This is a genomic window from Vibrio hepatarius (genome assembly GCF_043642085.1).
Lineage (GTDB): Bacteria > Pseudomonadota > Gammaproteobacteria > Enterobacterales > Vibrionaceae > Vibrio > Vibrio hepatarius_C.
The window spans coordinates 534635-550749 of record NZ_JBHZSA010000001.1 but is presented as its reverse complement, the minus strand read 5'-3'; the positions used below and the strand labels follow the sequence as shown (position 1 = coordinate 550749).

The following is a 16115-nucleotide window of genomic DNA, read 5'->3' as shown; positions in this document are numbered from 1 at the left end:
AGCCTTTATTGGGGTGTTATTGATATAGATAGTGCTTATCGAATCACAACTCAAGGCTCTTTACAGAAACCTTACTTTTCTTCTATCGGTGGAAAGTCCCATTCAACGCCTTCACCGGTCAATATAGAGATACGCTGTGGCTTGCCGTGGCTATCGAGTTTTAATTCTCCAATAGCGCTGGTATTGACTAATCTACGGCGGCCTGGCGTGTTTGGATCTCTTTTCTTAATCTTAAGTCGCTTACGCTTAGTTAAAAAGTTAAGTGGAGAGCGAGGCGAGTAGAGTAGGCGGTCTGCGTGGTCACATCCGGCCAGTAGCGGTTCTGGGAATTGATTCTTAAAGCCGCTACAGGTTATTTGGTAGATGTTAGGGCTACTGCGTCTAAATCTTAATTTGATGTCATAAGCAAACGAGTAGTGGACGTCTCCGGAGAGAATGACAAAGTTAGTTGGCGTTTTAGTGTGAGTAAAAATACTCAATAAGGTATTGGCACTACCCGGGTGGGCCATCCAGTTTTCAGCATCAATTAACAGTGGCTGAGCCGCTATTGTTGCCGCCTTTTGCATCGCCTCTATGACTTTAACACCAAACATTGGCGCGGCGGAGACCACCACCACTTTGTCTTGGTGCATCAGCTCATGTTGAAACTCGATGAGAGCTTCCCAGTCCATCAGGCCCGAAGGCTTATTCATACGTGACTCTGAGCGCCAACGACGGGTGCGCGTATCAAGTACTACAACCTTTGGCGAAGTATGAATGCTGTAATGCCAGCGCTCAAAGGTGTACAGGTATTGAATAAACTCATCTTGATAACGCTCACCTGGTTCCGATAAGAAGCGTGTCGCGACCGACATAAACTCTTGATTGAAGTTGTCAGGTTCGTTCCCCCAACCTTGGCAAAGCCAATAGGCGATCAGACCGTTGCCGATGATGCGGTTAGAGAAAGGATTGCTGTAAGCCGCTTTTTCCCAACCAATGGTGAGGTTCCAGTCATCAGTGACATCATGATCGTCAAAGATCATATACGTAGGAATGTGGGCGAACAAGCGTTGTACCTGAGGCAGGCCACTAACGAACTGGTCAATAATGGCTTTTTCGTCACGCCACTTTTGCTGCCATTTAGGCTCAAGCTCTTGACCTGATTGGGTGAACTTGTTGTCGTGTAGGCGCGAAGTATTTAGCACTGGCCACAATGTTGGCGACCAGACCAACAGGTACATGGCAAAAAATTCAGAGAAGCTCACTAGATGATTCTCTGCTTCGCGTGAGCTGAAAATAGGCGTGTTGCGATGCGGGAACAGCTTGGTTAATAAGCTTCCATCATCGACATAGTGTGGCAGGATTTTATCGCGACCGTAATAACAATCAGCATGGCTGAACAGTTCCGTTGCTGATGAAATCGGTGCTTCACCATATCGCTCATCTGGTAGACCCAGCAATTCAATGGTTTGAATAATTGCATCGAGTGTCGGTCCAGCAACATGATCGGCATAGATTTGATCGCCACTCATCATCAATAGATCAGGACGCTCTTCAATTGGCAGCGTTGCGACCTTGTTGTCAGCACTGACTAACGCGTCAGGGCTAGGGTGGTGAGGGTTGCGGCAAGAACCATGCAAAATGTAGTCGGCTTGCGTAGATATCTTAAAGGTCAGCCGAGTTTCATCGCCATACAGCAGCTCTGGATAAAGCTCACTTAAGGAACCTTGGTCGGTGTGGAACTCATAGCTGAGTGCGACATTAGCAGGGAAGTCACCTCGAAAGTGGGCCAGCGTAAGATAGCAGTGGCTGCCGATTTGTAATTGGCTGCAGCTATTTAAGTCTTCACTAAAAATTTGTCCTTGGTCAGGCTCTAGATTAAGCGAAAAATGGCCTTTAAGTGGCTGACTGGTGACAAGCCAGAAAACCAGCTCATTGGGAGTCACTTTACGTAAAATTGGGCCTGCAATAAGAAAAGGTAAACTCGTTTTCATTCACTACTCGGTTGGGTCTTTAGGTACGTCAGGATCTTCGAGTATTTCGATGATTTCGGAGCTGGAAAGTTCATGTCCCATTAAAAATAGCGCCAACATCGCGTCCGCTTTGGTTTTGATGTCCTCGCTATCCATCAAGATTTGCTCAAAACGGTATCGAATCATGTCAATTTCATGTTCAACGAACCCTCGTCCTTCTTCATCGCCTTGGATATCTTCTGGCGCAGAATCGAATTCGAGAAACATCAGTTCGCCGTCGAGTTTTGCATCGACTAAACGTTCAGGTAGCCACTCTTCGCCCACTACAATTTCTGGGTCGCTATCGTCCGGTAAGGAGTCGAGTAATCTTTTTAATTCTGAGGCTTTCACTATTTTTAGATTTGATGGATTATATATTCATATTTTAACGACCAATCGCCAATAAACATAAGTATTAACGGGATTAATTGGTCAGAATTTGAGTGTCTTCGGTACTTTTGAGTAAAAAATGTCAAATTATAAACGTCTAGCAGGCTTATTTTTAGCCAGTAGTGGGTTAGTAACAACGTCAGCACAAGCGGAAGAAACCTCTGCAGTGGCAGAACAGGAATGGGGTATCGCCGCGGTTTATCGTACCGCTTCAATTCCATTTGATACTCAAGGTGGGGATCAAACGGTCGGTACATTCGTGCCTATGATGTTTTTCGAGAACGAGCATGTTTTCATTAATGGCTTGGAAGGTGGCGCGTACCTTTTTGAAACCGATGACGAACAGTTTCAGCTAAATGCACTTATGCGTTTGCGCTTCGTCGATATTCCAGCATCGGCGCAAAATGCTAATGAAGGTGATTCTGTCGACTTTGGTGGTCAGATCCGGTACCGGATCAATGATGAGTGGACACTTGATACTGAGCTATTAGCAGACAAGGACTTTCGTTTTCACGGTAATTTAACCGCAACTGGTGATTATGAGTTTGGCGACTGGGAATTAAAGCCGCACGTTACTTTGCGTTACAAAGATGCGGACTTTAATAGTGAGTACTACGCGTTTAACACTTATAGTGGTGAAACGGTAGGTGCGGGCATCGATATGAATGTCGGGGTAAGTGCACGCTATCATGTTACTTCTAACCTTTATCTGCTTGGCGCAACCAGCGTGACGCGCCTTGACGACAATGCGTATGATTCCTCGATTGTTGAAGACAGATATCAAGGCGAGTTTTATCTTGGTTTTGGTTTCTTCACTGATAAGAGTAAAGAGAAAAAATCAGAGTTAACCAATAAACGTTACGTTCGAATTGCGCATGGCTGGGCTACCCCTTCTAATATCGGCGATATCATGAAGTTTAACGCCGAAAAAGACCCTTACAATAACCAGCTGACGTCGTTTTTCTATGGTCATCCGTTAACTGATGAACTGTTTGGCTTACCAATTGATATCTACCTGACGCCGGGTATTGTTCATCATTGGTCGTCAGACGTTCAGTCTTCATCCACCGAGTATATAGCAGCAATCAAAGCGTACTATACGTTTAATTGGCCGACCAAATGGCGCTTTGGCGTCGCGGAAGGTATGTCGTACATCGATAACATCACTTATATCGAAGGCAGCGAAATGGAGCGTAAGGGGTATACGGCGAGCAACCTTCTTAACTACTTAGACTTTTCGTTTGATATGAATGTCGGCGACTTAATTAATAATCGCGATTTAGACAGTATGTGGGTCGGCTACTCACTTCACCACCGCAGTGCTATCTTCGAACAAGCGTCGCAATACGGCCGAATCAAGGGCGGAAGTAACTACAATACCATTTACGTGCAGTTCGACTTCTAACGAGTTACTGCTAGTGACATTAAAAGCCGTGAGTTAGATGCCCACGGCTTTTTTGTTTTCCAATTATCTAGTTAGGCGATTATTCGCTGATATGTGATACAATTCACGCAGTTTTATCGATAAAAAGAATAGGTAACGCTTTGACTTCGTCACAGCCAGAAAAATTGACCGTAGCTGAGGGTAAAGCTCAGGCCAATAATGCGGCGTCACTTCGCAAAGCACTTAACCAGTGCATGATCAAAGACAGATTCCGTTTAAGTAAACGTATTTCCGGCGCAAATAAAATTAAGAAAGATGCCGCGAGAAACGCCGTTTTCGACGAGATCGCATTAGATATCGCTAAGTCCATGATGGATGCTGAGCAGCGCGGTAACTATACCCCGACCATTGAATACCCAGAAATTCTTCCTGTAAGCCAGAAAAAAGATGACATCGCTAAGGCGATTGAAGAAAACCAAGTAGTAATTGTTGCCGGTGAAACGGGTTCAGGTAAAACCACCCAGTTGCCGAAAATCTGTGCTGAACTTGGCCGTGGTAAGTTTGGCTTAATTGGCCATACGCAGCCTCGTCGTTTGGCGGCTCGTTCTGTAGCGAATCGTATTGCAGAAGAGATGGAAACTAAACTGGGCGAGTTTGTTGGTTACAAGGTTCGATTTAACGACCAGATCTCTGAAAATACCCAAGTAAAATTGATGACTGACGGTATCTTGTTAGCAGAGATTCAACATGACCGTTTCCTCAATCAATACGACACCATCATCATCGATGAAGCGCACGAACGCAGCCTGAATATCGATTTCATCTTGGGTTACTTAAGAGAGCTATTACCTCGTCGCCCAGATCTAAAAGTGATCATTACGTCAGCGACCATTGATCCTGAGCGTTTCTCTAAGCACTTTGATAATGCACCGATTATCGAAGTGTCAGGCCGAACTTACCCAGTTGAAACACGTTACCGTCCACTTCGCGGTGATGATGATGTTGATCGTGACCAGCTTGACGGCATTTTCGAAGCAGTTGATGAGCTGTGCGATGAAGGGTTAGGTGACATCCTAATCTTTATGAATGGTGAACGTGAGATTCGAGATACCGCTGATGCGCTGAGTAAACGTAACTTGAAGTCGACAGAAATCGTGCCGCTATACGCACGTTTGTCGGCGGGTGAGCAGAACAAAATTTTCCAACCTCATGCAGGTCGTCGAATTGTACTGGCAACCAACGTTGCTGAAACATCGTTGACGGTTCCGGGCATTAAATACGTCATTGACCCGGGCACGGCGCGTATTTCTCGCTACAGCTACCGCACTAAGGTTCAGCGCTTACCGATTGAGCCAGTTTCGCAAGCGAGTGCTAATCAGCGTAAAGGTCGTTGTGGTCGTGTTGAAGAGGGTATCTGTATTCGTCTTTACTCTGAGGACGACTTTAACTCACGCCCTGAGTTTACCGATCCAGAAATTTTACGTACCAACCTAGCATCGGTTATCTTGCAGATGACGGCATTGGGTTTGGGTGATATCGAAGCTTTCCCATTTGTTGAAGCGCCGGATAAACGCAACATCCAAGATGGTGTCCGCCTGCTAGAAGAGTTGGGTGCAATCAATGCGGAAGCGAAAGACAGCAAGAAGCGCCTGACCAGCATTGGCCGTCAACTGGCGCGTCTGCCGATCGACCCTCGTTTGGCGCGCATGGTGCTTGAGTCGCCAAAATACGGCGCAACCAAAGAATTGATGATCATTGCTTCAGCGTTATCGATTCAAGACCCGCGTGAACGTCCAAGTGACAAACAGCAATCGTCAGATGATAAGCACAAACGATTCTTCCATGAAGAGTCAGACTTCCTAACGTTTGTGAACCTGTGGGACTACATTCAGAAGCAGCAGAAGAATCTTTCAGGTAATCAGTTTCGCAAACAGTGTAAGCAAGACTATTTAAACTACTTGCGAGTTCGTGAGTGGCAAGATGTCTACTTCCAAATCCATCAATCAATGCGTGAGATGGACTTCAAACTTAACGATGAACCAGCGTCGTACCAAGGCGTTCACTCAGCGATCCTGGTTGGTTTGCTGTCGCATATTGGTATCAAAGACCAAGAGAAGAATGAATATCAAGGTGCGCGTAATGCTCGCTTCCATATCTTCCCTGCATCTGGCCTATTCAAAAAGCAGCCTAAATGGATCATGTCTGCTGAGCTGGTGGAAACGTCCAAACTTTGGGGGCGAATTATTGCCAAGATTCAACCTGAGTGGATTGAGCCTTTAGCAAAACACCTGATTAAACGTAGTTACAGCGAACCGCATTGGTCGAAGAAGCGCGCTGCAGTTATGGCTCACGAAAAAGTGATGCTTTATGGTGTGCCAATTGTACCAAAACGCCTAGTCAACTATGGCAGTATTGATGCAACGGTAAGTCGTGAGATTTTCGTTCGCAGCGCACTGGTTGAAGGTGAGTGGGAAACCAAACATGCGTTCTTCAAGCAAAACCGCAAGCTATTGCGTGAGGTTGAAGAGCTAGAGCACAAGTCCCGTCGCCGCGATATCTTGGTTGATGACGATGAGCTGTTTGATTTCTATGATCAACGTGTCGGTACTGAAGTGGTATCTGGCAAGCACTTTGATACTTGGTGGAAGAAAGCATCGAAAGAAAATAGTGAACTGCTGAACTTTGAAAAAGAGATGCTGTTCAAAGGCGATGCGAGCCACGTTACCGATCTCGATTATCCAAACTTCTGGCATCAGAATGGACTTAAACTCAAGTTAAGTTACCAATTTGAGCCGGGTGAAGACAATGATGGTGTGACGGTTCACTTGCCGCTGCCGATTCTTAACCAAGTCGAGCCGGGTGGCTTTGATTGGCAGATTCCAGGGCTTCGCCACGAATTGGTCGTGAGCTTAATTAAGTCTCTGCCAAAAACCATCCGTAAGAACTTTGTTCCTGCGCCAAACTACGCCGACGCATTCTTAGCACGAGTAACAGCGATGGAAGCTCCGCTTCTAGATTCGTTAGAGAAAGAGCTGCGCCGTATGACGGGTGTCGAAGTACTGCGTGAAGATTGGAAGCTTGACCAAGTGCCAGAACACTTGAAGGTCACGTTCCGAGCTGTGGATCACCGCAATCGCAAGCTGAAAGAAAACCGCGACTTGCACGAGCTTAAAGAGAGCCTAAAAGACAAGGTTCAAGAGACGTTATCTAAGGTTGCCGATGATGATATTGAGCAACAAGGTTTGCATACGTGGAGCTTTGGTGAACTGCCTAAAGTGTATCAGCAGAAACGTGGTGGCTACGATGTAAAAGCGTACCCAGCACTGGTTGATAGCAAAGATAGTGTCGAAATTAAGCTTTACGAAACTGAGTATGAGCAAGTCACTGCCATGAAAGCAGGTCAACGTCGCTTAATCTTGCTCAACGTGCCATCTCCGATTAAGTACTTACACTCGAATCTACCGAATAAATCGAAGCTTGGTTTGTACTTTAACCCTTATGGCAAGGTACTGGACCTCATTGATGACTGTATCGCTTGTGGTGTTGATAAGCTTATCGAAGAGAAGGGCGGTATCGTTTGGGAGCCAGAGCAGTTTGAAGCCCTAAAAGAGCACGTAAGAGCGGAATTAGGTGACACTGTGGTGGAAATCGCTCAGCAGGTTGAGACTATTCTGACAACTGCATTTAACATCAACAAGAAGTTAAAAGGTAAAATAGATTTCACGATGGCTTTTGCCTTGTCTGATATCAAAGCTCAAGTTGAAGGGCTGATATTTAAAGGCTTTGCAACTGAGTGTGGCTGGAAACGTTTGACAGATATTTTACGTTACATGAAAGCAATAGAACGTAGAATGGAGAAGCTACCAATCGATCCAAATAAAGATCGTTTGCACATGCTCAAAATTGAATCAGTAGCTAACGATTATAAAGAGTTACTGAACAAAATACCAAAAGGTGTCGCGGTACCTGACAATGTTAAAGAGGTTCGCTGGATGCTCGAAGAGTTGCGAGTAAGCTATTTTGCGCAGCAACTTGGAACACCTTACCCAGTATCAGATAAGCGCGTGAAAATGGCCATAGACGCTTGTTAGGCACATTAGTTGCATAATTATTGGGTATCAATCGGAATTTTGACTATACTGGCAGAGGTTTGCCGCAGCGAACTTCTGTTTTAAATAACTAGAGAAGGTTTATTATGAAAAAGACACTACTAGCGCTAGCTCTAATCGGCGCATCAGCTACAGCTTCTGCTGATTCTTGGATTTACGGTAGCGCAAGTGTAGGTCAGGCGGATCTGGGCAATGAGTCATCAACGTCATACAACGTACACGTTGGTACTGGTATTCTCCCTTTCATTGGTCTAGAAGCGGGTTACCAAAACTTTGGTGACTTCGACAACGTTAATTACGGTGGTGTAGTTCGTGACCTAGAAGGTTCTGCAGTGTACTTCGCAGCGAAACCAAGCATTGATTTTGGTCCACTGCATGTATACGCAAAAGCGGGTCTTCACTCATACGAGCTAAGTGGCGGCAACTTTAAAGAAGACGAAATCGACATGATGTATGGTGTTGGTGCTGAGTACTTCGTAATGGGCCCTATCTCTCTAGGTGCTAGCTACAACGTATTCTCTATGAAAGAAGAAGACGTGAAGAACTTCTCTCTAAACGCGACATTCCACTTCCTATAATGAATTCGCGGTTGTGATTTAAAAAGCCTGACTTCGGTCAGGCTTTTTTTATGCTTAGTTATTTCTAGCGGGTGTATCACAACGCACACTATTCGCCCACACGACTTGCGAAAGTTATATATGCCCCAATAACTTATGTTAGAGCGTTAACGTATGGTGAAAAGGTATCTAAATGCAATCAGCATCAAATCTTGAATCAGATAATCCCCAAGTCACCAAGAAGAACCTTGGAATCCTTTTTGAGCTGTTAAAGTTCATTAAGCCCTATCGAGTAAAAGTTGGTGCAGCATTGGTTGCTCTGATCTTTACAGCGTCATTGACGCTTACCGTTGGTCATGGCGTGAGAATATTGATCGACCAAGGTTTTGCTCAGCAATCAACGTCTGAACTTGGCAGTGCCATTGGCTTTATCCTGATAGTTACCGTCCTTATCTCAATCGGTACATTCTTTCGCTTCTATTTAGTGTCGTCAGTGGGAGAAAGAGTCAGTGCTGATATCCGCTTAGCCGTGTTCAATCATATTGTCACGCTTCATCCAAGCTACTTTGAGACCAATGGCAGCGGTGACATCATGTCTCGTATCACCACTGATACCACCTTACTGCAAAGTATCATTGGTTCGTCATTCTCGATGGCAATGCGCAGCGCGCTAATGTGTGTTGGCGCAATCATTATGCTGTTTGCCACCAACATCAAATTGACCCTCATCGTGTTGGCTTCAGTGCCGTTTGTTTTGGTTCCGATTCTGTTTTATGGCCGCAGAGTTCGAGCGCTGTCTCGCCAAAGCCAAGACTCTATGGCTGATGTGGGTAGCTATGCTGGCGAAGCGATAGAGCACATCAAAACCGTACAAAGTTATAGCCGAGAAGCTGAGGAAAAAAGTTACTTCTCGCAAGAGGTAGAGAAAGCATACGACATTGGCCGTAAACGGGTAAAGCAACGCGCGATCTTAATTTCTGGTGTGATTGTTATCGTATTCAGTGCGATCTCCGGCATGCTATGGGTAGGCGGCAGTGACGTCATCAATGGCACAATGTCAGCCGGTGATTTAGGCGCCTTTGTCTTCTATGCAATTATGGTTGCCTCTTCGTTAGCAACGATTTCTGAGGTGATGGGAGAGCTACAACGAGCGGCTGGAGCAACCGAACGATTGGTCGAAATCCTTCAGGTGAAAAGTGACATTGTCGCGCCGAATGTGTCGACTAAACCTTCGTCATCTTTGGCTGCCGAAGTCAGTTTCAATGATGTGACGTTTCATTATCCATCACGACCAGATACTCCCGCATTAGAGCAGTTAACCTTACAAGCGGAAGAGGGCAAAGTGCTGGCGCTCGTTGGCCCTTCTGGGGCGGGTAAAAGTACTCTGTTTGAGTTGTTGCAGCGTTTCTATGATCCGCAAAAGGGTAAAGTTACGTATGGTGGTGTGGACGTGCGAAACTTTGCCCCAAGTGAGCTTCGTGAACAGATGGCCCTTGTTCCCCAGCAACCCGCATTGTTTAGTAATGATGTCTTCTACAATATTCGCTACGGAAATCCCAATGCTACCGACGAGCAAGTCATTGAGGCAGCGAAGAAAGCACACGCCCATGATTTTATAATGAAACTGCCGGAAGGTTATCAGAGCTTTTTAGGAGAGCGAGGCGTACGGCTATCTGGTGGGCAACGTCAACGTATTGCCATTGCAAGAGCTATCTTAAAGGATCCAAGTATCCTGCTGCTTGATGAGGCGACCAGTGCGTTAGACAGTGAAAGTGAACACCATGTCCAACAAGCCTTAGATGAACTGATGCGCAATCGAACGACGATTATCATCGCACACCGACTCTCTACTATCCAACATGCCGACAAGATCGCAGTCTTTGGCCACGGAAAGCTGGTGGATGTTGGTAACCATCAACAGTTGATGGGCAGTTGCGAGCTGTATCAGCGTTTGGTTGAACTTCAATTTAAGCACCTTAACTGAGAACAAATCGTTGCTAGTTAAGCCAAAGTGGTCTGTTGAACGTATACAAGTGTGAATCATTAAAGAGATAGTTCATGTCGACAAAACAGAAAAACATACCTACCCATCGAATCTCACGCTTCGGAAAGCTTGCGTCACTGGCCACTCGTGTTGCGGGTAACGTTTTAACAGAAGGGACTAAGCAGTTAGCAAAGGGTCAAAGGCCTAAGACGAAAGATCTGATTCTGACACCAGCGAATATCTCAAGACTCACCGAACAACTGGCACACTTACGTGGAGCGGCGATGAAGTTGGGTCAAATGCTATCTATGGATGCTGGTGACGTTCTTGAACCAGAACTCGCGGATATTCTCGCAAGGCTTCGCTCGGATGCCGACCCACTACCTGCGAAGCAGCTCAATCAGGTATTAGAAGGTGCGTTAGGGGCGGATTGGAAGCTCCAGTTTGCAGCTTTTAACTTTAAGCCAGTAGCCAGTGCTTCCATTGGTCAGGTTCACCAAGCCTATAGCGACGATGGTGAAAAGCTGGCGGTGAAAGTTCAGTATCCGGGAATCAGAAAAAGCATCAATAGCGATGTCGATAACGTGGGGACATTGCTCAGTATCGTTGGCCTGATTCCAGAGTCTGTTGATTATAAGAGCCTGCTCGAAGAAGCGAAAAAACAGCTGCACGATGAAGCGGATTACCAGCGTGAAGCGAACTTTGCACAGCGTTATCATCAAGCCCTGCAAAATACTGATCACTTTGTAGTGCCTAATATTCATAGTGACATAACCTCCGAATCTGTCTTAGCGATGGATTTCCTTGAAGGTATTTCAATAGAGAATGTCGAAACCCTAGCACAGCCTGAGCGTGACCTTGTAATGCACCGTTTGCTTGAGTTGATGTTCAGAGAGTTGTTCGACTTCAAGATGGTTCAAACCGACCCTAATTTTGCTAACTACCTTTACATGCCAGAAACAAAGCAAATCGGCTTACTCGATTTTGGCGCGACACGTGAATACAGCGACAGATTTAGTGACGGATATCGCAAGGCTTTTTCATCGGTGGTGCAGGGGAGCGAGTCGGGCTTGAACGATGCCTTGGAACAAATCGGTTTTTTCAGCCAGGACATTTTACCGGAGCAGCGCCAAGCCATTCTAAACTTAGTTAAACTTGCTTGTGAGCCTATGCTGGTGGATGAAGAGTATGATTTCAGAGCCAGTGGCTTAGCTATGCGTTTAAGAGAGGCCGGAACGATATTAAGTATGGAGCAAGATTACTGGCACACACCTCCAGCTGATGCACTGTTTTTACACCGAAAGATTGGTGGTATGTATTTACTGGCTGCGCGATTAGGAGCAAAAGTGAATATCCATCAGTTAGCTGCACCTTACTTACACGTATAAAGGGATCTATCTAGAGCGTGTTTCACCTGATTACTTAGACGATATAAAGATCAAAGGCTTAGCTTTGAGACATGCCTTTTAAACTTTGTATTTAGCGTTGAGAATTGTTGGTTGGATTGACATTATCTAATGCATTCTAAACAAGGAATGTGAGAACGCCATTGACTACTAACATTATTAGAGCCACAGTCGAGCAACTGGACTTAGTTGCTGACCTATTCAATCAGTATCGAGTTTTTTACGGTCAAGATAGTGACCTCAAACTCGCTCATCACTACATCAATGAAAGACTTTACAATGAAGAGTCAGTTGTATTTCTAGCAGTGAATGCCGATGGTGAGGCGTTGGGCTTTACCCAGCTTTACCCAATTTTCTCGTCAGTGTCAGCACAGCGTAGCTGGATCTTAAACGATCTGTTTGTCACAGAGAGTGGACGTTCGGGTGGAGTAGGCAGAGCATTAATGAATGCCGCTACACAACACGCGATAGACACAGGTGCGAATGGGTTAAGCTTAGAAACCGCCCATGATAACCTTGTCGCTCAAAGCCTTTATGAATCATTAGGCTATAAAAGAGAGACCGCCTATTTTAGCTACTTTTTGAGCGTATAGATTAGTGCGGTATAGAATTAAAAAAGCCACTCAAACGAGTGGCTTTTGTCTATCTAGAACGAGGAGCGATTAAGCTTGTTGCTTTTGCAGCTCCGCTTCTTTTGCTTCGTCTTCGATTAGTGCATCAACGATAACCGCACACGCTGCATCACCAGTGATGTTAAGTGCTGTACGAATCATGTCGAAGATACGGTCAAGAGCGAACAATAGTGGTAAACCTTCGATTGGAATACCAGCCGCTAGAAGTACTGCAACTACTAGGAAAGATGGACCTGGAACACCTGCTTGACCTACCGCACCTAGTGTAGAGGTTACGATGATCGCGATGTATGCGCCCATACCTAGATCAATGTTGAATAGCTGAGCAAAGAAGATAGCAACCAAACCGTAGTAGATTGCGTTACCGCTCATGTTGATTGTTGCACCTAGAGGAAGAACGAACGACGCCGTAGAGTTTCTAACACCTAGCTCGTGTTCAACTGTATCAAGTGTTACAGGTAGAGTTGCCATAGATGACGCTGTTGATAGTGCAACCGCTTGAGGTTTCTTCATTGCAACTAGGAACTTCTTCGCAGAAGTCTTAGTGAAGATGTGCACCATTAGCGGGTAAGCAACAAAACCGAAGATAAGAATAGCAGCAACGTAAACAACGAATAGTTTGAACACCACCATTAGTGCGCCAAAACCAAACGTACCAACAGCTTCAGCCATTAGACCGAATACGCCGATTGGTGCAATGATCATTACTTTATTGATCATCCATACCATAGCGTCAACGATAGCGTTTACACCGTTGATGATTGGCTCACGCTTTTCTTTCGCTTGCTTAGAAATCGCAATACCAAAGAACATACAGAATACTAGGATCTGTAGGATGTTTGCTTCATTCAGTGATTGGAAAACGTTGGTTGGGATCATACCAGTGATGGTCGCCCAGAAAGTAGGAAGTTCACCTTTTGAAGCGTATTCAGCTGAGAACATGCCTTCAACGCCAGATACGTCGATGCCCATGCCAGGCTTGAATACTTCACCCATAAATAGGGCTAGTGCTACTGCTAGTGCAGATGTTAGGCCGAAGTAGCCCAAAGTCACCACACCAACTTTACCTGCTGATTGGCTATTACCAAGGCCTGCTGCACCAGAAATCAGTGCAACGGCTACCAATGGGATAACCAGCATTTTAATTAGGTTGATGAAGATCGCACCTAGAGGAGCGAACATGGTTGCGCTCTCGCCCATGAAGGCACCAACGGCAGTACCGATAATCATGGCGATGACAACTTGTACACCAATATTGCTTAGCAAACTCTTTTCTTTTAACACTTCCATAACCTCTGTGCTAATAAAATTTAAAAATCCAGAATTACCATCTGAGTTAAAACTCGAACATGGTTAATAATTTCGTCTCGCTTTTTACACTTAAATTTTACAATTAGCAATACGTGTCAGTAGCAATAGAGGGATTTAAAAACAGTTTTGTTGATAAGTGACAATTTTTTGCTCGATGGCAAACGTTTGCTTATGAATTTGTGACTCTCGGATGTATTGGAGTTTATAGAATCATTTGGTATTTCAATGATGGGAATGGTGTGGTGAATGTTAATAAAAAGATCGATTTCTTGCGGTATTAAGAAATCGATCTCATAGAAGTTTAGATGGCTAACACGTTACTTTTGTGTCGCAGCCTTCATGGATGAAACAAAGTTTGCGAGCTGCTGTAACATGTTGTCTGGTTGTTCAACGTTGTTTTCGATGATTTTCACAACCGCTGACCCAGAAATAGCACCTGCTGCACCAGCATTGATAGCTTGTTTTACTTGCTCTGGTTCAGAGATACCAAAGCCCAATAGCGCTGGTGGTGCATCAAACTGGTTTAGGCGATCAAGCAACGTACTGACCGGCATGTTAGCTTTGGTTTCTGCACCAGTCACGCCGGCACGTGAAAGTAGGTAAGTGTATCCACCACCCAGTTTTGCCACTTGGTCTAGAGTTTCGTCAGAAGCGGTTGGTGGCGCAATGAAAATTGGCTCAACACTATGCTTTCTCGCCGCTGCAACAAACTCTTCACTCTCGTTAGTCGGAACGTCAGCAATAAGAACTGAGTCGATACCGGCTTTGGCACAGCGCTCGTAGAAGTTATCAATGCCACGAGAGTAAACAAGGTTGGCGTACATTAGCAGACCAATCGGAAGGTCTGGGTACTTAGCGCGAATTTGGCTAATCAGATCAAAACAAATATCAGGAGTTGCCCCCGAATCTAAAGCACGGATGTTTGCACCTTGAATCGTTGGGCCATCCGCTAATGGATCGGAAAACGGAATACCAAGTTCTAGGGCATCAGCGCCGGCCTCGACCAAGGTTTCCATAATTTGTAGGGACTGCTCAGGATTCGGATCGCAAACTGTTACGAACGGAACGAAAGCACCTTGATTTTTATCGTTTAGGCGCGCGAATAGCTTTTCATAACGGTTCATTAGATCGCTCCTTTTTGTTGCAGAATGTCATGTACAGTGAAGATGTCTTTGTCGCCGCGGCCTGATAGGTTAACCACCAGTAGTTGTTCTTTCTCTGGGTTCTCACGAGCCATACGCAGTGCGTGTGCAAGAGCATGAGATGACTCAAGAGCAGGGATGATACCTTCGCTACGCGCTAGTTCTTGGAATGCATCCAGCGCTTCATCATCAGTGACGTTGTCGTATTCAGCGCGACCAATTGCGTTAAGGTGCGCGTGCTGTGGACCAACTGATGGGAAGTCGAGACCTGCTGATACTGAGTAAGATTCTTCAACCTGACCATTTTCATCTTGCATCAATGGTGCTTTCATACCGAAGAAGATGCCTGTTTTACCGTGTTTTAGCGGCGCGCCATGTTGATCTGTATCGATACCTTTACCTGCTGGCTCAACACCGATTAGGCGAACGGTCTCTTCTTCAATAAAGTCAGCGAACATACCGATAGCATTTGAACCACCACCCACACAGGCGATCACTGCGTCAGGTAGGCGACCTTCGCGCGCTAGAATTTGGTTCTTAGTTTCTTCACCAATCATACGTTGGAAATCGCGAACGATGGTTGGGAATGGATGAGGGCCTGCTGCCGTACCTAATAGGTAGTGAGCGTCTTCATAGCTTGCTGACCAGTCGCGCAGAGCTTCGTTACAGGCATCTTTGAGTGTCGCAGAGCCAGAATGAACAGGAATAACTTCTGCGCCCATTAGCTTCATACGGAATACGTTCGGGCTCTGACGTTCAACGTCTTTTGCGCCCATGTATACGCGGCATTTAAGGCCAAGTAGGGCACACGCTAGCGCAGTAGCAACGCCATGTTGACCTGCGCCAGTTTCAGCGATGATCTCTTCTTTACCCATACGCTTGGCTAGCAGAGCTTGACCTAATACTTGGTTAGTTTTGTGTGCGCCACCGTGAAGAAGGTCTTCACGTTTTAGGTACAGTTTGGTTTTTGTACCTTTAGTTAGGTTACGAGTCAGTGTTAGAGCGGTAGGACGGCCAGCGTACTCTTGCAGTAGAGTCATAAACTCGCTGCGAAACTCTGGGTCTTCCTGCGCGTCAATAAACGCTTGCTCTAGTTGCTCAAGAGCAGGGACAAGAATCTGTGGTACATACTGACCACCGTATTCGCCGAAGTAGGCATCTAATTTAGCCATGGTGTAAATCCTTCATTTTGGGATAGCGCCAGTTATC

General features: G+C 45.6%; 11 protein-coding genes. 6 read left to right on the top strand and 5 right to left on the bottom strand.

The window, feature by feature from the left end:
* Window positions 1-71: 71 nt before the first annotated feature.
* Both ACHUFZ_RS02435 and ACHUFZ_RS02430 read right to left on the bottom strand, forming a co-directional pair.
* Window positions 72-1973, bottom strand: a complete 1902-nt coding sequence (locus ACHUFZ_RS02435; protein WP_394125719.1) for an alkaline phosphatase D family protein — start codon at window positions 1971-1973, stop codon at window positions 72-74.
* A 3-nt stretch (window positions 1974-1976) separates the two neighbouring features.
* Window positions 1977-2342, bottom strand: coding sequence for a VC1380 family protein (locus tag ACHUFZ_RS02430; RefSeq protein ID WP_394125718.1), 366 nt, complete (start codon window positions 2340-2342; stop codon window positions 1977-1979).
* Window positions 2343-2460: 118 nt separating this feature from the next.
* On the opposite strand from ACHUFZ_RS02430, the gene ACHUFZ_RS02425 reads away from it, so the two are divergent.
* The 6 genes from ACHUFZ_RS02425 to ACHUFZ_RS02400 all read left to right on the top strand — a co-directional run bounded on the left by ACHUFZ_RS02425 (window position 2461) and on the right by ACHUFZ_RS02400 (window position 12414).
* A complete protein-coding gene (locus ACHUFZ_RS02425; RefSeq protein WP_394125717.1) occupies window positions 2461-3786 on the top strand; it encodes a MipA/OmpV family protein in 1326 nt (441 codons plus the stop codon).
* 140 nt (window positions 3787-3926) lie between these two features.
* Entirely contained in the window at window positions 3927-7856 is a 3930-nt protein-coding gene (gene hrpA, locus ACHUFZ_RS02420) for an ATP-dependent RNA helicase HrpA (protein WP_394125716.1), read from the top strand.
* A 104-nt stretch (window positions 7857-7960) separates the two neighbouring features.
* Entirely contained in the window at window positions 7961-8452 is a 492-nt protein-coding gene (locus ACHUFZ_RS02415) for an outer membrane beta-barrel protein (RefSeq protein WP_394125715.1), read from the top strand.
* 172 nt (window positions 8453-8624) lie between these two features.
* Complete coding sequence (locus tag ACHUFZ_RS02410) at window positions 8625-10415, top strand: ABC transporter ATP-binding protein/permease (protein ID WP_394125714.1); 1791 nt, start codon at window positions 8625-8627, stop codon at window positions 10413-10415.
* Between the two features lie 74 nt (window positions 10416-10489).
* A complete protein-coding gene (locus ACHUFZ_RS02405; RefSeq protein ID WP_394125713.1) occupies window positions 10490-11803 on the top strand; it encodes an ABC1 kinase family protein in 1314 nt (437 codons plus the stop codon).
* Between the two features lie 161 nt (window positions 11804-11964).
* Entirely contained in the window at window positions 11965-12414 is a 450-nt protein-coding gene (locus tag ACHUFZ_RS02400; protein ID WP_394125712.1) for a GNAT family N-acetyltransferase, read from the top strand.
* A 69-nt stretch (window positions 12415-12483) separates the two neighbouring features.
* Here the strand turns inward: ACHUFZ_RS02400 and ACHUFZ_RS02395 are convergent, their stop codons facing one another.
* The 3 genes from ACHUFZ_RS02395 to trpB all read right to left on the bottom strand — a co-directional run bounded on the left by ACHUFZ_RS02395 (window position 12484) and on the right by trpB (window position 16078).
* A complete protein-coding gene (locus tag ACHUFZ_RS02395) occupies window positions 12484-13743 on the bottom strand; it encodes a dicarboxylate/amino acid:cation symporter (protein WP_394125711.1) in 1260 nt (419 codons plus the stop codon).
* Between the two features lie 338 nt (window positions 13744-14081).
* On the bottom strand, window positions 14082-14888 hold the full coding sequence (trpA, locus tag ACHUFZ_RS02390) for a tryptophan synthase subunit alpha (protein WP_394125710.1): 807 nt from the start codon (window positions 14886-14888) through the stop codon (window positions 14082-14084).
* Entirely contained in the window at window positions 14888-16078 is a 1191-nt protein-coding gene (trpB, locus tag ACHUFZ_RS02385) for a tryptophan synthase subunit beta (RefSeq protein WP_053438132.1), read from the bottom strand. Before trpB ends, trpA begins: the two co-directional genes overlap by 1 nt.
* Between the last annotated feature and the right edge of the window lie 37 nt (window positions 16079-16115).